The organism is Psychrobacillus sp. NPDC096389 (genome assembly GCF_044762855.1).
In the GTDB taxonomy this organism is placed as follows: Bacteria; Bacillota; Bacilli; order Bacillales_A; family Planococcaceae; genus Psychrobacillus.
In genome coordinates this window covers 983,122-1,003,928 of record NZ_JBIWFB010000001.1, presented here as the reverse complement: position 1 = coordinate 1,003,928, position 20,807 = coordinate 983,122, and the positions used below count along the sequence as shown (strand labels likewise).

Here is a 20,807-nt window from a genome sequence, read left to right as displayed (position 1 = left end):
TCTACAAAACCTCCATCAATACAACAAACATAGCGGCAACAAAACCAACTGCCCAAAATACAGTAACAATTTTACGTTCATTCCAACCGACTAATTCAAAGTGATGATGTATCGGACTCATTTTAAAAATACGCTTTCCAGTCGTTTTAAAACTAATTACTTGCAAAATAACCGATAATGTCTCAACTACAAAAATAATCCCAACGATGACAAGCAATAATTCTTGCTTCACTAAAATAGATACCATAGCAAGGGATCCACCTAATGCTAGTGAACCCGTATCCCCCATAAAAACTTTTGCTGGGTTTTTATTGAATAATAGAAATCCTAATAAGGCACCAGCAACACTAAATGCGAAAATAGCGATATCCGTTTGTTCAAATGTAAGTGCAAGCACGCCAAATGTTACAAAAGCTACTGAAGCGGTTCCAGAAACTAAACCGTCTAACCCATCCGATAAGTTTACTGCATTAGAAAAACCGACTAACCAGAAAATGAGGAACGCCACATAAAATTGACCAAGTGATATATCGATATTCGTAAATGGAATTGCAAGTGTTGTATCAAACGGACCTAGTTTCAATAGGAAATAGGCAATAATCGAAATAATAATTTGACCAATCAATTTTTGAATGGATGTTAACCCAAGATTTCGCTTCAATACGACTTTGATAAAGTCATCTAAAAATCCAATAGCTCCGAAACCAACTAAAATGATGAGCAAAACGATTGATTGCGTCGTTAACTTATCGAAGTAAAACGACAGACCTATCGTGGAAATGATGATGGAAGCGATAAAAATAAGTCCACCCATCGTCGGTGTTCCTGCTTTTTTCTGATGTGATTGCGGTCCTTCTTCTCTAATACTTTGACCAAACTTCATCTTCCTTAAATAAGGTATAACGATTGGTGCGAGAATGACCGATAATAGAAAACTAACAAAAAGTGTTATAATCGTTGCAGATAATGTCATGAATAAATCTCCTTAATTGCCATCAACTATAGCTAAATGTTCCATAGTTATTTATTTTTTAAAATGGTTATTTCGTATATACATGTATAGTTCCATCAATAGGTATAAGCGTGTCTTCTTTTGGTAACTGGGTAAGTATTTCTTCCCCTTCACCATGCCAAACTATTGAAAATGGATACATATAAGACGTTACTTCTTTTTTCTTTACTCCAACTAAGTTTGGAACGCGAACTTGTTCGATGTCTCCCCATCTGTATTCTTTTTCCAATTGTTCCCCATCACTAGTAACTTCCAATGTATCCTCGATAATTTGCCCGACTATCGGTGCTGCAATAGTAGAACCAAATACCGTAGAATTTTTGGGATTATCGATTGCGACATATACAACGATTTCCGGGTTATCAGCTGGGGCAAAACCGATGAAAGATACGATATATTCCCCATCAGCATATCTACCATTTATTACTTTTTGGGCAGTTCCTGTTTTCCCACCAATTCGCAAACCATCTCTATATGCATGTCTTCCTGAGCCTAACGCTACGACGTGTTCAAGTGCATCCCGAACTTTTGCAGAAGTTTCTTCACTGATGACTTGAGTTTTCATTTCAGGCTTTGTACTTGATAAAATCTCATTAGTTTCCCCGTCTAGAACATTTTTAACAATATACGGTTTATATAAATAACCACCATTTATCGCTGCAGACACCGCCTGCACTTGTTGAATAGGTGTGACAGAAATACCTTGACCAAATGATGTAGTGGCATGTTCCACAGGACCGTAGCGATCTTTACTAAATAGAATACCCGTTGATTCTCCAGCCATGCCTGATTCTGTCGATTGTCCAAAACCAAAATTTCGAATATACTCCTGAAGCTTGTCTGGACCTACTCTCCTGCCTAGCTCAACAAAACCTGGATTACAAGAATCTTGGACCACTTCCAGGAAAGTTTCATCTCCGTGTCCCGCTCTTTTCCAACAACGAAGTTTAGCACCTTCTACCATTACGTACCCTGGATCAAAAAAATGATCATTTTCTAAATCTACAACATTTTCTTCCAGTGCAGCACTTAATGTAATTATTTTAAAAGTGGAACCCGGTTCAAATGTCATCCAAACTGGTAAGTTACGATTATAAATAGTAGAATCCACATCTTGATAATTAGCAGGATCAAAGTTTGGTGCAGAAGCAAGTGCAAGTATTTCTCCTGTATTAGGGTTCATTGCAATACCGATAGCTTGCGTTGCATCATACTGCTTCATCGCTTGAGAAAGTTCTCTTTCTACTACTTGCTGCACTTTCATATCAATCGTTAGTTGCACATGATTTCCTTTAACACCACTTTTCCAGCCATCATCTACATGTGGTAAAGGAATCCCTTTTGCATCAGTATACATTCTAATGGCTGAATCATTTCCTTTTAATACAGAATCATATTGATATTCGATACCCGCAAGTCCCTGTTTGTCATAACCTGCAAATCCTAATAATCTAGAAAGCATCTCACCATATGGATAGTCTCGTATGTAATCGACGCCTGCATATAAGCCTTTAATATTCTTATCTTGTATTTCCATTGCTAGTTCAGTAGAAATGTTTTTTCCAGCAGGCGCTATTTTGACGATAGACTCTCTTTTGTTTAATTGTTCAAATAGCTTGTCATTTTCCATTTCTATAAGTGGTGCGATTTGGTCTGCTACTTGCTGGGGGTCGTCATTTTGAGACGGCATGTAATATAAGGTTGGAGAAAGCTTGTTTCCCACAATTACTTCGCCATTTGTATCCAAAATATTCCCACGGAGATATGAGTAAGGGAGTTCTCTATCCCAGCTTTCTTTCGCTTTAGACGTCAATTCATCAAATTGAAAAAATTGAAGCTGTATTAACTTGCCACCTACTAATATAAATAAAATAATTGTAATCAGCCAAATCATTCGTAAACGGATCATTTGTTTTATTTTAGAAATGCCATTTTCTCCTTTTACTCGTTTTAGATAAGGTATGAGAAAATGGCAACAACTATTCTATTCCTCTTTCAAGTCTTTCAATCCTGTGGCAGTTCTTCTTCTACTAGTTCTTCCTCGACAGGAGCAATATTGGTTGCTTCATCTGGAGTCGCTAATTTGACAACGATAGGCGTTTCACTCGTTACTAAGGAGCCTGCTGTCAAACTTTGTTCTGTAACAAATCCTTCTCCAGTAATTTCAATTGGAAGATTCGCCAATGATTTATATAACATTAAATTACGCTTAGACCAACCAGAAAAATTTGGTAAGTAAATATCTCCCTGTCCTTTAATAAACACAGTGCCACTTGAAATAATAGAAGTACCAGCTGTCGGGTATTGCGCCAATACATTTTCTGCCTGACCAATTATAACAGTTTTCAAACCTTGTGACTCTAGCATACTTTGACTCTCAATAACATTTTGCCCTACTACATTCGGCATTTCAATAGGCGTAGCAAGTTCCAGATTTTCGGGTTGAACATTTAAATACTTTAAACTTTTTTCCGTTACTGCGTTAAATACGTCCGCAACCGGTTGTGAACCAGATTCCGTTAACTCTAGATGCGGTTTGTGAACAGTGACATACACAATGAGTTGTGGGTCTTCTACTGGTGCCATTCCTAAGAAAGAATATAAAAATACTTCTCTCCCCCAATAATAGCCTCCACCTGGTTTTGCGATTTGTGCTGTTCCGGTCTTTCCAGCAGTTGTATATTCGTCTAACTTAAAACGTTTTGCAGTACCATACTCAGAGGTAACCGTACTAGCCAAAATTTCCTTTACCCGCTCCGCTGTTTCCGCTGAAATAGGTGATTTTTTTTCAGTCGGCTTATGATTGCTTAATACTTCACCAGTATTAGGATCTACAATCTTATCAATTACATATGGTTGCATCATCTTTCCATTGTTCGTTATCGCAGTCATTCCTTGAACCATTTGAATAGGTGTTACAGTGGTACCTTGTCCATATGTCGTCGTTACTCTATTCAGTGGATAAGTGTCGAGAACAGTACCCGTAGCTTCATTCGGAAGATCGATACCTGTTTTCTCTCCAAAACCGAAACGATGAATATAGTCGATGAATGTCTCATCGCCCATTCGATTCATTAGGTACGCCATTGATACGTTAGACGAGCGTTGAAAACCTTCTAAGTAACTAATTTGTCCCCACCCATAAACGTTATGATCTCGAATTGTATCACCATACAATGTGTAAGAACCAGATTTAAACGTTGCATTTGGATCCCATACACCTTCTTCAATAGCTGCAGCCAACGTGAAAATTTTCATCGTCGAGCCAGGTTCAATCGTTTGTTCAGTCGCCTCATTTAGCCAGTTTGTCGATAACCCTTCTCGGGTATTCGGCTCAAATGTGGGTCTTTGAGACATCGCAAGTATTTCACCTGTTTTAGCATTCGCCACAATGGCAGTCATTTTCTCCGGATTATATTTTTCTTCTGCTTTATTTAACGCATCTTCTAAGAAGTTTTGAATCGTTTTATCAATGGTCAAATAAATATCTTGCCCATTCTGTGGTTCTGTTATCATTTTCTCTGCATTTGGTAGTAAAAACCCTTTTGTATCACTTTTGAACTCAACTTTTCCCGGGGTTCCTGTTAACGCTTTATCGTATATATATTCAAGCCCCATTTTTCCTACCGTTTCTGTTTCACCATTTTCTTTCTCTTCTTTTAATGCAAATCCTATTAAATGTGATGCAAATTGCCCGTTTGGATACAGTCTTTTTAAATCTTGAACGAATATAATTCCAGGTAGTTTATGTGCTTTTATTTCATTCATTACTTTATGACTAATATCTCTACCTGCTTTTCCAAACTCCACTTGATATTTGTCTTTTTCTATATTTTTCTCTAATAGAGCGATTATTTCCTCTTCCGTCATATCAATATACTCCGATAATACTTGCGCCGTTTCTTTCGTATCTACGACATGTCGAGGTACTTTAATGTTTTCAGTAGCTTTCGGGCTGATGACAGCAATCATCTTATAACTTAATGTATCTTGTACAAGAATTTCGCCGTTCCGATCGATAATATTCCCCCTACTTGCTTGCAAAACTTGTTCTCTATTATATTTTGCCTCTGCTTTTGCTGCTAATACTTGTCCTTCTGCAACCCCGGTTACTTGAATGAAAACAAATCTACCTAGTAATAGAAAAAAGAGCCCTCCATAAAATAAAAACATTAGAAAGGCTCCCCATTGAAAACGAAATTTCTTATTCATTGTCCTGGTACTACCTTCACGTTTTGCTCATTCAGTTTCAAACCGAGCTCTTCCGCCTTTTTCCAAATGCGATCATAGGTAGATAGTTCGCTTACTTGTATGGACAAATCTGTATTTTCTTTTGAAGTAGTATCGATTTGTTTTTCAATTTGAGAAATGTCCGTAGTTGTAGCACGAACCGCGGTTTGCGTTTGGATAATCATTAGAGAGAGAATCGTTACTACAGAAAGCAGACAAACGAGTAATATCTTCTCCCCTTTTGATAAAAGCTTTTTTTGTTTTTTGATCGGTTTTTGTATTTGTGGTTGTTCTGGGAAAGAAGGACGACTTATGTATGTTTCTGACTGATGTTTACGTAAAGCCATTTAGACACTTCCTTTTTCAATTAGTTTTTCCACAATTCTTAGCTTAGCTGAACGAGATCGGTTATTCACTTCTAGTTCTTCTGCTGAAGGCAATATCGGTTTTCTTGTTACTAGCTTTAACATAGGCTCCATCCCAGCTGGAATTACAGGTAGGTTTGGAGGTAAATCTGGTAATGATGATGCTTCTTTAAAAATGGTTTTTGCAAGTCTATCTTCGAGTGAATGGAAAGTAATAACACTAACCCTTCCGCCCACGTTAATCAGTTGGATAGCATCTTCGAGAGAATCTTCTGCTGCTCCAAGTTCATCATTTACAGCTATTCGGATTGCTTGGAAAATTCGTTTGGCCGGATGTCCACCAGTTCTTCTTGCTGCAGCCGGAATTCCAGCTTTTATCAATTCCACCAGTTGAAAAGTTGTCTCAATAGGTGCTACCTCTCTTGCTTGCTCAATTTTACGAGCTATTTGTTTGGAGAACTTCTCTTCCCCGTAACGGAAAAAGATTTTCACTAATTTTTCATATGCCCACTCATTGACAACATGATAAGCGGTTAACTCGCTCGTCTGATCCATACGCATATCTAACGGAGCATCGTAGTTATAGCTAAAACCACGTTCTGGTGTATCGAGTTGTGGAGAAGAAACTCCTAGGTCATATAAAATGCCATCTACTTTCTCAATCCCAATGTCAGCGAGCTCTTTTTTCAAATACCGAAAATTCGCATGTACAAAAGTTACTTGATCTAAGTAAGGCGCAAGTTTTATTTTTGCATTTTCAATCGCTGTCATATCTTGATCGAAACATATTAACTTGCCTTGTTCATTTAATTGTTTAACTAAGTATTCACTATGCCCTGCACCACCTAATGTACAGTCCACATAAATACCATCTGGACGAACGGCAAGTCCATCTACCGTTTCTTTTAATAATACTGTTGTGTGATGAAACAAGCCTTTTCCTCCTCTAAATATCAAAGTCGATCATATTTTCTGCAATGTCATTGAAGGAATCCTCTGATTCTTCAAAGTAATTTTCCCATGCATCTTTCGCCCAAATTTCAAGACGGTTTGAAACACCTAGAACGATACATTCCTTGTCCATCTTTGCATAACTGCGAAGATTGCTTGGAATATTAATACGTCCGGTTTTATCAATTTCAACTTCAGTTGCACCTGAAAAGAAAAAACGAGTGAATGCCCTTGCATCTTTCTTGGTGACAGGCAGTTCTTTCAACTTTTCTTCGAGTTTTCGCCATTCATTCATAGGATAACCAAATAAACAATTATCAAGACCACGTGTTAAAACAAAACAGTCTTCTAAGTGTTCACGAAATTTGGATGGTATTATTAACCGTCCTTTCGCGTCAACGTTATGTTGATATTCGCCCATGAACATGCTACTCACCCCACTTTATGTCATTAACATACCACATCCCCCCACTTTCCTCCACCCATTTTTTTAAAAATGAGCATTTAATTTTTCAAAATGTGTAAATAGTACTTGTTGAGACAAAAACAGTGCAAAAAAGCTATATTTCTCCTCATACAAAAGCCCCCACATAAACTGTGGGGGCTAGGGTCAACAGGACGTTGATCACTCAGGCTTTGCCGCAGGACGCGGCGATCTTAGCCAGAGTTCTTCTGTTTTATAGATAGACTACATGATGTTTACCATTAAACTCGTAAGGAACTTCTAAAAGCTCTTTGATAAAATCTGCTCCTACCTCATTTATTAACTGAAGTGGGGAATAAATTCTCTCTTGTAGTCCTCCATTTGGAGTTAATTCCATTATTATGCGATCATATCGATGAATAGATGCATCTAACTTACCAAGAAGTGTGTCATCGATAGCATGTTCGATAAATGTTAATTGATTTTCATGATAACGCAAGTTTTTCTGAACTAATGGACTTAGTTTAAGATCATCATCTGTTAAAAGTGCCTCTAACTTTTCATATTTAGCAGCAAGCTCCTGTCTGATCGTTTCGATCAACGCGGGAATTTGCTCATTTCGATGTTTGTTGATGTACTGAAGTTTCGCTTCTTCTACCGCTCCGTCCCATACATTTTGAATCGTGAACGAAAACTTTTCCAGTAATGTTTGTGTTTTTGTGTTCACAACCGACACACTTAATCTCGGCATTATAACTGGCATCTTCATCTGAAACAGTTCAAAAGCAGTTTTTAACGTCCCCCAGTAAGCAATTTCCCCGGGCCCACCTATAAAACTCAACACAGGGAATACCATTTCTTGCATAATTGGTCTCGTTACAACATTATTACTTAACTTCTCCGGATGATTAGTTGCAATTTGAAGCAACTCATCTTTCGTAAAGGAAAGTCCCTTTGCTTCGTGGACGAACATATCATCTTGTCTTTCCAATAAACATCGTTCTCCAGATTCGACGTAGAATAAGTGGGCAGCTGATTCCTTTGTTTGGATCGGCGTACCAAATCCGGCGTTTTCAAATTCTTTTTCTTTTTCAAAGACGATTTCCGCAAGCTCCGTAGATTTCTCTACAAAAAGTTGAAAATATTCACTTTCCAACTTTCGAAGCGGTTCGTATGCAGCATCTATTAAAAGTAATCCTTCTTCTTGAAAGAAATCATTCATTAGCGCCGAGAAGAAATCCGTATACGTACTATTATCATCTAAATGATGGACCACTTTAGAAAATAGTTCCTTAGTGTACAATGTTTCAGGTAAACTTTGAAAAATTTCAGTTAAGTAGTTAACCATAAACGGCTTATCAAATGTTGTCTCAGAAGCCATTTTCTTTATTTTCGTTTTTTGCGGATATACAAACTTTTGAAGCTTTCTACTTCTTTCTATGTAAACATGGTTAATCTCGTCAATATCATGATCTTCTCCAGCAATCCAAAAAACAGGAATTACAGGAACTCCAAGTTTCTCCCTTTGTTGCTTCGCCAACGTAATAACCGATATCGCCTTGTGAATAGAATACATCGGCCCCGTTAATATACCAGCCTGCTGCCCACCAATTACAACGACACCATTGTCTTTTAACTCTTCTAAATGTTCACTGCTCTTTTTTGAAATACCAAACTTACGCATATAAGTCGTTAATACTTCTACCAGTTCCAATCTTTTCGTCTTGCTAAAATCAGTTTCTTGAAGTCTCTTATTAAGTGCCTTTTGATTCCATTCATAATGAAAAAAAGAAGTAAGACTAGCTGTATCCTCCAAATATTTCTTATAAAATAGGGACGCGAATGGTTGTGTATGTTGCTCTAATCGCACGATTTTTCCACCTCTAATTATCAATTTCATCTCGGCGCTTTTTTAGTTACTTCACAAAAACACTGCATACGCCGTCGATTTTTATCCTAATCCTAAAGAGTTCTTTACGTATTACTGGATTAAGACAAATACTTGTATGAGTATATCATTACAGGAGAATGCGTGGAAAATTATTAGCTTATATAGCCTAATACATATCGGATAACTCCGAATATCCAAAGAAACGCATAAAACAAACAAAGCAACATAAATAACAATCTCCAAATTTTTCGAAGTAGCGGACGAACTTCCATTTCTTTTTTTGTACGCCAATCAAGGAACGTCAAGATTGTTGCTAATAGTAACGAACAGATGATCAATATAAATCCAATATTTTTAGAAAATATAACCGAATAAACATGAGAAACCGAGAAGAATAATAGAAAAGTAGTTACATCTGCGGCAATACCAATCGATTTTTTTCGTTTATGTAAAAAGTATTTAGAGACAATGAAGGTCAGAATAAATAGTACGATTGGATATAATAGCAAAAATGAAATAATCGTATTAAAGATGTCGTTCACCTACTTTATTCTGTTCATTCAATAGCAAATAAAATGTATTTAATATCGGTAATTTTTTATTTCTTTTACTCGCTTCCTCTATAATCGCTCCCATAATAGTATCGAGTTCCATCTGACGACCGTTCTCATAGTCTTTTAACATAGAAGAATGATTAAATTGGGTATTAGTACAAAGCATAACTACTTCATCCCATGAAAAACGGTCTTTCCATTCATCAAATGCATCTAGCATTTCATCGAAAATATTTTTAGCAATCGTTTGATAAGCCGTGTTTTGCACAACCACTCCATTTGGAACACGAGCTATTGTCGTCAAAGGATTAATCAAACTATTTAGCATTGCTTTTTTAAATAATACATCCTCTATTTTAGTGGAAATTTCAAATGGAAAATGCTGATTTGGTGGAAATAATAACTCCTCCATCCTTCCCCATTCCCCTTTCCAAAGACCAATCGTCGTAACCCCCACCCCTAGGTGCTGGACTGTATGTGCATCTTTTTTCGTTGCTCCATGTAAAACAGAACCGATTAAGATCGTGTCGTGTTTTAATGTATTAGCAAACGTGAGATGAAGCAATCCATTTTGTAAAAATAAAAGCGGGATATCTTTTGGCAATGCATCTAATTCATCTTTTAATAATGGCAAATGATGATATTTCACTGCTAGTATGATTAAATCCATTTCTTTTAGTTTGTCCATGCTATAAACAAGATTGCAGGGGATCAATTGTTTAGTTGTATTCATTTTTTCTATGTATAATTCATTTGATGTAGGAGGATTTCGAACTAAAAATGTAATCTTATGTTTTGCTTCTGCTAAATAGGCACCAAATAACATTCCGATAGAACCGGCACCTACAATTCCAATATTCATATGAATCACCTCAAGTTTTAAGAATAATCGGACAAAAAAAGATACCCAAATACTTTACGTTCAAAATCTTCTTCTATCGTCTTCGAAGTGCTTTGAACAAACGATTTGCTATATCATTACCGAGTGAATTTTTTGCTATTGGTAATCTTATGGCGTTTGTCTGTCCGTCGTCTCCTATAACTCTTAGAAACAGATAAGTACATTTTTGGATAACTAGGGAAAAGAGACTTTCTTATTAATAGAGGAAGCTCTCGAAGATACAATTTCGTTCGCTATTCACTTCTTTATTTAGCAAGCACTTACTATTTCTCTTTATTTCCACTAGTAAAAAAGAAAATCTACTTTCCTCATCCCCCATTGCATTATAGTATCCCAATTTCAACAGACGATTTTATCACCATTTTAACTTTAACTACTATTTTCATCTCAGTGATAAGCGATGCTAAATCTACTTGTTGAATACTAGACACCATATTGTTTGAAGTTGGAGGTGTCGTCTCCGATGAGATGAGCAAGATAGATGTGCCATTACATCATCGCAGTTCATAGGAAGATTTTGCTATATTTTTATCTTTTTAAAAAGGTCTACCGGAATGGTAGACCTTTTTAAAATATTATACAGGAAGCACTGGGTGTTTTCGAGGTGCTGGTGCAATTTCTTTGTCTTCATAATAACGAAGACGATCCGAAAGCTCACGACGCAAATCACTCGGCGCAACAATTTCATCAATAATCATTTCAGACGCTAACTTATAAATATCAATTTCTTCTTTATATTCCGCATGTTTTTCTTGTACAAATTTCAATCGTTCTTTTGGATCTTCAATTGCTTCAATTTTATTGGAATAAACAGCATTTACAGCTGCCTCTGGACCCATCACCGCTATTTGGGCTGTAGGTAGTGCGATACATACATCTGGTTCAAACGCTGGTCCCGCCATCGCATATAGTCCTGCTCCATAAGCTTTGCGGACAATGACCGAGATTTTTGGTACAGTTGCAGAACTCATCGCTGCGATTAGCTTTGCTCCATGTCTAATAATCCCAGCTCGCTCCACTTTCGTTCCAATCATAAACCCTGGAACATCCGCTAAAAATACTAATGGAATGGAAAAAGCATCACAAAGTGAAATGAATTTTGCCGCTTTATCAGCTGAATCAACAAAAAGAACGCCACCTTTTGCTTTTGGCTGGTTGGCAATAATCCCTACAGCTTGACCTTCGATGCGAGCAAACCCAGTAATAAGTTCTGGTGCAAATAGTTTTTTCACATCGAAGAATGTACCTTCGTCTATTAAGGCATCAATTGCTTCATACATATCAAATGGTGCATTTTGGTTTTCAGGAATAATCGCTTCTAACGTTCTTCCTTCTTTAATCGCTTTCGCTTCTACTTTTTTAGGCTTCTTCGTGAAGTTTGCCGGGAAAAAACTTAAATATCGTTTCGCTTCTTCAATTGCTTCTTCTTCGGAAGTGACAAGTACATCCCCTACACCACTTACCGTACAGTGCATTCGTGCACCGCCCATTTCCTCGAGCGTCACTTTTTCACCAATTACTTTTTCTGCCATGCGAGGTGATCCTAAATACATCGATGCATTTCCTTCGACCATAAAAACCACATCACAAAACGCTGGTATGTATGCCCCACCTGCTGCAGATGGACCAAATAGCAAACAAATTTGTGGGATGAATCCCGAAAGTCTTACTTGGTTGTGGAATATTCTACCCGCACCTCGACGATTTGGAAACATATCTAATTGATCTGTAATTCGAGCACCAGCAGAATCTACTAAATATAGTAATGGCACTCTATTTTTTTCTGCAATTTCTTGGATGCGGATAATTTTTTCTACCGTGCGAGATCCCCATGAGCCCGCTTTTACAGTAGAATCATTTGCCATAACGCATACAGTTTGTCCATTTACCTTACCAGTCGCTGTGACAACACCATCTGCCGGTAAATCTCCCGCTTCCACATTGGCAAATCGGCCATCTTCTGCATATTCACCGTTATCGAAAAGTAATTTTAAACGATCTCGCACAAATAATTTATTTTGTTGTTTCATTTTTTCGTGATATTTTTCGTGCCCACCTGCATAAATAGATGTTAATTTTTCTTCTAGTCGTTCATTGTATCCTTTTACCTCTCCCACTTTGCAAATCCCCCTTATTAGAAAAGCGTAAGCACTATTTTATTCGAACGTAATTAAAACATCGCCTTCGTTAACGAAATCGCCTTCTGTTGCATTGATAGCTGCTACTTTACCGGCTGATTCTGCTTCGATAGGAATTTCCATTTTCATTGACTCCAGTACCATTACTACTTGTCCAGCAGAAACTTCCTCTCCAACGGCTACGTTTACTGTAAATACTGTTCCTGCCATAGTTGATGCTAAATTTTTCATGTTGATATTTCCTCCCTTTGATGTTCCAACCATTCCCCTTTAGAGGATGTTGCGCATATTCTACTTTTCAAAGCAAATATTTTGTAAGAATTCATTGAAAAGTGGAATATTTGTTTTCACACCTTCTATTTTAGCAGAAGAAAATACTTTTTGTGCGTTCTTTATTGCTAATTTTCTATTTTTTGCATAAAAAAAAGCCTCTAATGGAAGAGACTTCTTAGTTATTGCCGTTCTAAATGCGTAATTCCTTGTTTGGCCCAATTTAATAATTGCTCGTAATCTTTTTTCAATAAATTATAGGCACTAGAGATTTCATCATAAGACTGTTTCATCTCATCATAACTTTCCATTGCTAACTGTAAATGATTTTGCAAAGTGGAAGAGTCTGCCACTTCTCTTACTACATGTTCCTTCGACGAAGTTTCCTTTTTAAAAATTTGAGGGCGCAGATTTTTATTCCATCTGAATGCACAAGCTTGTTTAGAGCGACCTAGCAATACACTCGCTTCTTCAAATCCAGAAATTTGCGTAAGGCCTTGCTCTATTTTCTTTAAAACTATTTCTTTTAAAAGATTGTCTTCTTCCGTACTCCAACTATCTTTTCTAATTTTAACATTCATGTTTTTCACCCTTTGCTTTTTTACTAATATATGCAAAGTGGGTGCAAATAGACTCTAAAAATGGTTATCTTTTTAAAAAAGCATCGACCGCTTCATGATGTGCATCTTGAGCCCAAAGAACCGAACATGTGGATACTTCTTTCATAATTCGTTCATATAATCCGGCATTTTCCCATTTTTGGATAACTTGTTTCTTATATGCCTTTAAAACAGATGCATGGGGGACCATCATTTTTTCGATAAACTTCCCTAAAGCACTATATTTATCTCCTTCAAAAACTTCGGTTGCCCAACCAATAGTAAGTAGATAGTCAGAAGTATATGGCACAGCTTCTGTTAGCATTCGCAATGCATGGTCGTGCCTCATCCCTTTTTCAAATAAATACGAACCTCCACCCCAACCAGAAGTAATTCCTAATTTCCCCTGAATAAAACCACATTTCGCTTCTTTTTTCACTAAACGAAAATCACATAATGTAGCAATTTCACAGCCCCCACCTACAGCTGTCCCGTTAAGTAAAGCTATTGTTGGGATATCTAATGTGGCTACTTCGTATAAAACTTGCGCAGTATCACTTAACATTGCATATGATTCTTGTTCTGTTTTAAGCATATGAAATACAGAAAGATCCCCACCTGAACAAAATGTTTTTTCGCCCGTTCCTGTAATGACAGCTAGTTTAATGGAATCATCTGATTTCACATTCTGAATTAATTGTTTAAACCCTTCTACAATTTCTCCGTTAATCGCATTATGGATTGCAGGTCTGTTTATTTCAAAGATAATGATACCGTCTCTTTTTTCAATTGTATATGCCATTTCCATACCCCTTTGCAATTATATATATATTAAGGGTACCATATCGATCGATTTACAAGAAGTAGGATTATGAGAAAGAGCATGCTATAGGATAATACACAGTATAGGGATAATGCGGCTTAGAGCGTTCTATTAGGTGACCGGTGTAATTTTCGCTGCAGTAATGTAAGAATTAGTTGCTTTCATATGCAATTTAGTTGCTCTTGCGCTAATTTTAGTTGCTTTCAATGTAGAATTAGTTGCTTTCAATAGCTTCTTGATTGCTCTTATCCATTCTTTGGAATTTTCCGCGACAGTGTAAGACCCTGCAAGAGCGTTAGCGACATAACAGCTCGTCACACGTCCAGCGGCGGAAATATAGCGATCTCCTTATTGAAATCTCTAAGACTCATTACCCCTAAATAGCGACAGATTTTCAGCTGTTGAGAGAAATTTTTATAAAACAAAAAAAGACTACCGAAGAGCCATGGTCTCTTTGGTAGTCTTTTATGGAACAAATACTGTATTATTTGCTCACTACTTCTTTCCCTTTGTATTGACCGCATGATTTACAAATACGGTGAGCCAATTTCATTTCACCACAATTTGAACAAGCAACCATACCAGGTACGGATAATTTGAAGTGTGTACGACGTTTTCTTTTTACAGTTTTAGAAGTTCTTCTAGCTGGTACTGCCATTGGTGGCACCTCCTTACAGATCTATTATTCGTCTGTTTGATCAAAATACTTAGCTAAATCAGCTAGTCTTGGATCCAGTTTTGGTTGTTCATCTTCTTGCATATCGTCCAGATCATCATCTGTTGTATAACTCCAACCATTCCCACCTTCATGTTTAAATTGGTCTGAACCTTCTTTAAACACTTGCAATGGTATTTCTAAAAGAACTAACTCTTCTAGAATTGGGTCTACATGAATGACATCTCCTTCTACCACATGAAAATTATCATGTGTTTGTGCAGAAGCAGCTGCAGTCTCTGACCAGTTGAAAATTTCATCAGATTGAATCTCAAATGGATATTCTACATCTTCCCATGTGCGAGCACAAGGTAATATTAGAGTCCCTGAAAGCTGAAAATGACAAGTCATTTGCGCTGCACCAAACGTGCAATGCCCTGTTACATGAACGGGTGAAATATTTCGAACGTCCGGGTTTAGTTCTTTCACTTTTTCAAGTGTCACGAACTCATCTAACGGCATCCCGTTTTCACGATATTTTGCTAGTTGACTAATTGCCCATTTCATACGATTATCACCTCAAGACAACAAAGTTGATTATATAATGACTGAATTTAGATGTCAAGATAATTTCTTGTCACTACATTATAATAACACTATAATTTGATTATGGAAAGGATTTGATTGGGATATGAAAGCTACTGGAATTGTTGTGGAATATAATCCATTTCATAATGGCCATCTACATCATTTACAACAGGCGCGACTGAAAACAAATAATGACGTGATGATTGCTGTAATGTCTGGTAATTTCCTTCAACGCGGTGAACCAGCGCTTGTGGACAAGTGGACTCGAACGAAAATGGCACTTTCTGCGGGTGTGGACTTAGTAATTGAGCTACCTTACGCATTTGCAACTGCTCAGGCGAGCGATTTTGCTAAAGGAGCCATTTTTTTATTAGATGCTTTAAAATGTACATCATTTTGTTTTGGAAGCGAAGAGGGCTCTTTAAAGGCGTTTGAGCATACGTATGATTTATTAACCGAAAATAAGACTGCTTATAATTTAGCCATTTCCACGCTTATGAAAAAAGGAATTAGTTACCCGAAAGCATTAAACGAAGCTTACGATATAGTTTCTAAAGATGTGACCGTGCCATTAGTAGACTTATCTAAGCCAAATAATATTTTAGGCTATCACTATATAGAGGCTGCAAAAACATTACATGCAACCATTCAACCAGAGACTATTCAACGTGTAGTGGCAAATTATCACGATCCTGCCAAAGCTACGGAAACTATTGCGAGTGCAACCGGAATACGAAAAGTGTTGTTTGACGGTGCTAACCTAAGTGCGGTGCAAACTTATATGCCACCAACTAGCTTAGAGGCATTATACGAATGGCAAAGTACGGCTAATTCTTTTGGAAACTGGGAACAGTTTTACCCCACACTTCGATTCATTATTTTACGTCACACGAAAGAAAAATTAGCCCAGTTTGCAGAAGTGACAGAAGGTATGGAAAATGCTATTTGGAATGCAGCAACCACGTGTCTTACTTTCCAATCCTTTATGGAAAAGATTAAATCGAAGCGATTTACATGGACTAGAATTCAGCGAATGTTAACGCATATTTATAACGATTTTACATGGAAACAATTGAAAGAGACCGAATTACCGACTTATATTCGCCCACTAGGAATGAATGAAAGAGGACAGGCTTATTTACAGTCGATAAAAAAAGACTTGCAGCTTCCACTTGTAAGTAGGGTTGCTGCAAGTAAAGAAAATAGATTACTTCAGTTAGATATTAAAGCGGCCAATTTATATTATCTTGGATTACAAAGTGCATTTGGACAACAAATGGTTGGAAGTGACTTCCGTATTGCCCCGATTAGAATATAATACTTTATTTTGGTTCTAGTTTGTCTAAATATGCCAGTGCATCATCAACTGTTTTTACAGGTACAATTTTCATTTTTGTGCCTATTTTTTTTGCCGATTTTAATGCTTCTTCATAATTGGATGTAAGATTCGGATTTTTCTCTAATATGGCAGGATCAATCTCATCATCAGGAGCAAACATGATTTCCATTCCTTCTCGATCTGCAGCAATTACTTTTAAGTCAATGCCACCAATTCGTCCAACCGTTCCATCTGGAAGCATCTCCCCAGTACCGGCAATATTATGCCCTTTCGTAATATCTTCCGGTAGCAATTGATTTAATATTTGAAGTGTGAACATAAGACCGGCAGAAGGGCCTCCAATATCTTCAGTGTTCATATGAACAACAGGGGTAGTTTCGACGATTTTATCTTCTTTATAGGAAATCCCAATACCAGGTTTCTCAAGAACGCCAGGAACTACCTTAAGTGTCACCTCTTTTATTAACTCTTTACCATTTCGATCGACCAGTAGTTGAATTGTGTCTCCTTCTTGTTTGTCTGCTAAATAAGTTTGGATTGAGCTTTCAGTTAAATCCTTTATATTATCCATTTCTAGAATTTTATCACCAGGTTCTAACACATTATCAGCTGCACTACCATCCACTACATTAAAAATAAATATTCCGTTATTTGTTATTGTATAAGGCTTCTTCGCTCGATTATATGCAACGGTTATAGCATTAAATTGAGAATCAGACATAAGCTTTAATTGACGAACATTATATTCTTTATCGTCTTCATCTTCTTGTCGAATTTGATTGGCCTTATAGATTTTTTGATTGTCCACAAGTTTAGCGTATGCATATGTAAGTGGCGTCGCCTTTGCAAGCGCAATCGTGAGTAAACTCATTGTTCCGATGTCATCCTCATCTCCACCTTCCACGTCTACAAATGGAGAAAGCTCATAGGCACCTCCTGGTTTGGAAATATAGGATTCCATTGGATAAAAGGCAAGAGCCAACACAATCGCAAATACGAAAAGAAGGATTACGGAATTTCTCTTCTTCATATGTTCTCCCTCTCTTTCTTAACTATATATGAGTATTAGTTTATCACTTCCATTTTTTTCTGACAAAACAATTGAAAATAAAGGATGAATTTATGCATATTATAATAACGATCGGAAGCTGGGCATTAATAATTTTACTATTTCTACAACCTGGTACGGCCCATAGAGGTGCCGTTGAAGGGATGCGTATTTTTACGACGTCATTACTTCCTTATTTGTTGCCTTATTTAGTCATTACACAAATGTTTATAAGGTCGCAAAACACTTTTTTACATACAACGAATAAGTTTAAATTGTATATGAATGTCTACATATTAAGCGCGATTGGAGGGTTTCCGAGTGGAGCCGCAGTAATTTCTTCGTTAAAGGAAATGGGTACTTTAAACGAACGAAATGCGAGTTGGTTGTTAGGGATTTGTCATGCTCCGAGCCCAATGTTTGTGATCGGATTTGTTGGAATTGAAATATTTCATGCAGAGTTTGCGGGCTTGAAATTGTTAATCATTATACATCTAATCAATTTACTATTCCTTTTAGTATTCATCTTTTTTTCACAGCCTATACAACAGAATGATTACAAACCGTCAATTGCCGTTTCTCCATTTCAGGAAAGTATAAAAGAAACCTCTCAAATCTTATTACTAATCGGTACCACGGTAATTTTTTTCACAACGGTGAGCATTATCGTTTTTGAATCTGTAAAAGAAGTGCTGCCATCCATTTCACCATTATTATTAGTATTTGTCGCATCTTTTTTCGAAATGACTGGCGGGATCAGTTTAGCAGGAGAAATTCTTGCTGGAAAAGCAATCCTTCCATTTATCGTGGCAATCATCATTGCTTTTAGTGGTATTAGTATTCACATGCAAATCATTGTGCTTGCACAAAAAGCTCGTATCCCTATAAAACGCTATATTCTATTTCGCTTCCTTCATATGCTCATCATCCCATTGTTTTTTATACTCTAACTACCAATATGACAGAATTGCATGCGCCAGTCTCTGCATCGATTTAGTAAAAAGAATTTCGAATGGAATGAAACGCATAATAGAGAAAATGAGTCGTAGCGACCACTGTGATTTTCGCTGCAGGACGGACGCTTTCCGTGGGGTGAGTGATGAGCCTTCACCGCCGCGCCTACGCGCGTACGTTGTGAAGGCTCATCTTACTCACTTAATCCCTTCGGAGTCGCCGCCCTGCAGCGAAAATAAATGGTAAAAACTTACTTATCGTGGTCTCGTATTAACAATAAATGGTTGAAAGAGCCCATTTCCACAGTGTACGTGACAATCACAACTCCCAACATTACAATACACACTCCGAAAGAGAAATCACAGTAGCTGAACATGACAACTCCAGTCTATCCGATACTAGCTTGCGTGCTCAGACGGCTTTATAATGTATTGTTCCAATAATATATAGAAATTATAGTCGCCTCACCCTAAGTGAACTTGTTGATTTATGAATTTAGTTGCTTTCATCGGCTATTTGATTGCTCTCGCCATGATTTGATTGCTTTCAGACTGGAATTGGTTGCTTTCAATGAATAGTTGGTTGCTCTAAGACATTTACTGGATAAATTAGGCCCATAAAATGTAGGAAGCTTTGTTATTAGCAAGCAAATATTGAATAAGCAAGTGAGTTCCATTGATTTTCGCTGTAAGCGTCGACTCCAGCCGGATAAGTGAGCAAAATGAGACATCCCAACGTACGCCTAAGCGGCGGGGATGGCCCATCGCTTACCCGGCGGAAAGCGTACGATTCCAGCGAAAATCTTAGCGGCCACCTATAATAAAGCTTTACGACGCATTGTCCCTATACTACGCTCAAAACTATAAATCCAAATTTAATGTTTTTTTAAAGTTATCCACATGTCATAAATTTTATAGTTTCCTAAGCGATAAAAAAACCTTGCCTGGTTGGCAAGGTTAGGAGTTTTGGAATTTTTGTCGAAGGGCAGCTTCTACTTGTGGGGGAACTAATTCTTCAATTTTCCCTCCATACTTCGCTACTTCTTTGACGATGCTTGAGCTTAAAAAAGAATATTGGTTTTTTGTCATGATGAAAAATGTTTCGATTTCATCGTTTAATACGCGGTTCATCGATGTAATTTGCATTTCATATTCGAAATCGGAAACTGCTCGTAATCCTCGAATAATCGCGCTTGCATGGACACTTTCTGCGTAGTCCATTAATAGTCCAGAATATGTATCCACTTTCACATTGGAAAGATGACTTGTTGCTTGTTTGATCAGTTCCATTCTTTCTTCCACCGAAAAGAGTGGATTTTTGGAAGAGTTGTTTAAGACAACTACATTAACTTGTCCAAAAACAGCTGCTCCTCGATTAATGATATCTAAATGCCCATTCGTAATTGGATCGAAACTTCCTGGTACTACTGCAATTTTAACCAATTTAATCCCCCTCTTCTTCTAAACGTCTACGATAAATAGAAATAATTGTACCACCGTATGTTTCCCGTCTAGCTAGAGTAAAAGGACCAAAATCAGTTGCCAAGTCTACCGTTTTATCATGTTCACACACGATAATTCCTGTATCGCTCATACATCCAACTTCTACAATTTTTTCAGCTAAATCATAAAATGCAGTCTTATTATACGGTGGATCTACAAATAACAAATCAATTTTTAACTCTCGTTTTTCAAACGCTTTGACAGCCCTGGATGCATCAATTCTGTATATTTCGCTCGATTCTTCTAAACGACATTTTTTCAAATTTTCATTGATTGTTTGAATCGCTTTCTGGTCTTTTTCGATAAAAATACATAAATCGATTCCTCTACTGAGTGATTCAATTCCTAAGTTTCCGCTTCCTGCAAACAAATCTACTGCAGTTCCCCCGTCAAAATATGGACCAATCATATTAAAAATCGATTCTTTTACTTTATCCGTGGTAGGTCTTGTATTTGTTCCAGGTACCGCTTTTAATGGCAGTCCTTTTTTGTCTCCTGATATAACTCTCATGTTATGACTCCTAATGATTAAATTCGCTTCATCGTATGTGCTCCTGCGCAAG

Annotated in this window: 20 protein-coding genes; 2 read left to right on the top strand and 18 right to left on the bottom strand. The window is 37.2% G+C overall.

The genetic code is table 11. The features are described 5' to 3' along the window. Nucleotide 1: 1 nt before the first annotated feature. The 15 genes from mraY to ACIQ38_RS04625 all read right to left on the bottom strand — a co-directional run bounded on the left by mraY (nucleotide 2) and on the right by ACIQ38_RS04625 (nucleotide 15,380). Nucleotides 2–973 (bottom strand): phospho-N-acetylmuramoyl-pentapeptide-transferase, encoded by a 972-nt coding sequence (gene mraY, locus ACIQ38_RS04695; RefSeq protein ID WP_402818675.1) that lies wholly within the window; start codon nucleotides 971–973, stop codon nucleotides 2–4. 67 nt (nucleotides 974–1,040) lie between these two features. Next, nucleotides 1,041–2,906, bottom strand: a complete 1,866-nt coding sequence (locus ACIQ38_RS04690) for a penicillin-binding transpeptidase domain-containing protein (protein WP_402818672.1) — start codon at nucleotides 2,904–2,906, stop codon at nucleotides 1,041–1,043. A gap of 110 nt (nucleotides 2,907–3,016) precedes the next feature. After that, nucleotides 3,017–5,185: a penicillin-binding transpeptidase domain-containing protein gene (locus ACIQ38_RS04685; protein WP_402818671.1), complete on the bottom strand. Its 2,169-nt coding sequence runs from the start codon at nucleotides 5,183–5,185 to the stop codon at nucleotides 3,017–3,019. A gap of 35 nt (nucleotides 5,186–5,220) precedes the next feature. Next, entirely contained in the window at nucleotides 5,221–5,589 is a 369-nt protein-coding gene (ftsL, locus tag ACIQ38_RS04680; RefSeq protein ID WP_402818669.1) for a cell division protein FtsL, read from the bottom strand. Then, nucleotides 5,590–6,540, bottom strand: a complete 951-nt coding sequence (rsmH, locus tag ACIQ38_RS04675) for a 16S rRNA (cytosine(1402)-N(4))-methyltransferase RsmH (RefSeq protein ID WP_402818666.1) — start codon at nucleotides 6,538–6,540, stop codon at nucleotides 5,590–5,592. Between the two features lie 13 nt (nucleotides 6,541–6,553). Then, nucleotides 6,554–6,985 carry a division/cell wall cluster transcriptional repressor MraZ gene (gene mraZ / locus ACIQ38_RS04670; protein WP_402818664.1) on the bottom strand — a complete coding sequence of 144 codons (432 nt, stop codon included), beginning with the start codon at nucleotides 6,983–6,985 and terminating at the stop codon, nucleotides 6,554–6,556. Nucleotides 6,986–7,235: 250 nt separating this feature from the next. Beyond that, a complete protein-coding gene (gene bshC, locus ACIQ38_RS04665) occupies nucleotides 7,236–8,852 on the bottom strand; it encodes a bacillithiol biosynthesis cysteine-adding enzyme BshC (RefSeq protein WP_402818661.1) in 1,617 nt (538 codons plus the stop codon). 173 nt (nucleotides 8,853–9,025) lie between these two features. Beyond that, complete coding sequence (locus ACIQ38_RS04660; RefSeq protein ID WP_402818659.1) at nucleotides 9,026–9,415, bottom strand: DUF3397 domain-containing protein; 390 nt, start codon at nucleotides 9,413–9,415, stop codon at nucleotides 9,026–9,028. Continuing rightward, nucleotides 9,399–10,289, bottom strand: a complete 891-nt coding sequence (locus tag ACIQ38_RS04655; RefSeq protein ID WP_402818656.1) for a ketopantoate reductase family protein — start codon at nucleotides 10,287–10,289, stop codon at nucleotides 9,399–9,401. Before ACIQ38_RS04655 ends, ACIQ38_RS04660 begins: the two co-directional genes overlap by 17 nt. A 614-nt stretch (nucleotides 10,290–10,903) precedes the next feature. Then, nucleotides 10,904–12,445 carry an acyl-CoA carboxylase subunit beta gene (locus ACIQ38_RS04650; RefSeq protein WP_402818653.1) on the bottom strand — a complete coding sequence of 514 codons (1,542 nt, stop codon included), beginning with the start codon at nucleotides 12,443–12,445 and terminating at the stop codon, nucleotides 10,904–10,906. 39 nt (nucleotides 12,446–12,484) lie between these two features. Continuing rightward, a complete protein-coding gene (locus tag ACIQ38_RS04645) occupies nucleotides 12,485–12,697 on the bottom strand; it encodes an acetyl-CoA carboxylase biotin carboxyl carrier protein subunit (RefSeq protein ID WP_402818650.1) in 213 nt (70 codons plus the stop codon). Between the two features lie 221 nt (nucleotides 12,698–12,918). Further along, nucleotides 12,919–13,317, bottom strand: coding sequence for a transcriptional regulator (locus tag ACIQ38_RS04640; RefSeq protein ID WP_402818647.1), 399 nt, complete (start codon nucleotides 13,315–13,317; stop codon nucleotides 12,919–12,921). 64 nt (nucleotides 13,318–13,381) lie between these two features. Further along, nucleotides 13,382–14,137 (bottom strand): enoyl-CoA hydratase/isomerase family protein, encoded by a 756-nt coding sequence (locus ACIQ38_RS04635; protein WP_402818644.1) that lies wholly within the window; start codon nucleotides 14,135–14,137, stop codon nucleotides 13,382–13,384. A 505-nt stretch (nucleotides 14,138–14,642) separates the two neighbouring features. After that, nucleotides 14,643–14,816 (bottom strand): 50S ribosomal protein L32, encoded by a 174-nt coding sequence (gene rpmF / locus ACIQ38_RS04630; RefSeq protein ID WP_093263953.1) that lies wholly within the window; start codon nucleotides 14,814–14,816, stop codon nucleotides 14,643–14,645. Between the two features lie 24 nt (nucleotides 14,817–14,840). Beyond that, complete coding sequence (locus tag ACIQ38_RS04625) at nucleotides 14,841–15,380, bottom strand: YceD family protein (protein ID WP_402818641.1); 540 nt, start codon at nucleotides 15,378–15,380, stop codon at nucleotides 14,841–14,843. A gap of 124 nt (nucleotides 15,381–15,504) precedes the next feature. Between ACIQ38_RS04625 and ACIQ38_RS04620 the strand changes: the two genes are divergently transcribed. Continuing rightward, nucleotides 15,505–16,719 (top strand): nucleotidyltransferase, encoded by a 1,215-nt coding sequence (locus ACIQ38_RS04620; RefSeq protein WP_402818638.1) that lies wholly within the window; start codon nucleotides 15,505–15,507, stop codon nucleotides 16,717–16,719. 4 nt (nucleotides 16,720–16,723) lie between these two features. Here the strand turns inward: ACIQ38_RS04620 and ACIQ38_RS04615 are convergent, their stop codons facing one another. After that, nucleotides 16,724–17,770 carry a SepM family pheromone-processing serine protease gene (locus ACIQ38_RS04615; RefSeq protein WP_402818635.1) on the bottom strand — a complete coding sequence of 349 codons (1,047 nt, stop codon included), beginning with the start codon at nucleotides 17,768–17,770 and terminating at the stop codon, nucleotides 16,724–16,726. Between the two features lie 92 nt (nucleotides 17,771–17,862). Here ACIQ38_RS04615 and ACIQ38_RS04610 point away from each other — a divergent pair, with 92 nt between their 5' ends. Beyond that, the gene (locus tag ACIQ38_RS04610; protein ID WP_402818632.1) at nucleotides 17,863–18,738 is read left to right on the top strand and encodes a hypothetical protein; all 876 of its coding nucleotides are present in this window, start codon (nucleotides 17,863–17,865) and stop codon (nucleotides 18,736–18,738) included. Between the two features lie 960 nt (nucleotides 18,739–19,698). Here ACIQ38_RS04610 and coaD read toward each other — a convergent pair. Together coaD and rsmD are read right to left on the bottom strand one after the other, a co-directional pair. After that, nucleotides 19,699–20,184, bottom strand: coding sequence for a pantetheine-phosphate adenylyltransferase (coaD, locus tag ACIQ38_RS04605; RefSeq protein WP_402818629.1), 486 nt, complete (start codon nucleotides 20,182–20,184; stop codon nucleotides 19,699–19,701). A gap of 1 nt (nucleotide 20,185) precedes the next feature. Then, a complete protein-coding gene (gene rsmD / locus ACIQ38_RS04600) occupies nucleotides 20,186–20,755 on the bottom strand; it encodes a 16S rRNA (guanine(966)-N(2))-methyltransferase RsmD (protein WP_402818627.1) in 570 nt (189 codons plus the stop codon). Nucleotides 20,756–20,807: the final 52 nt, after the last annotated feature.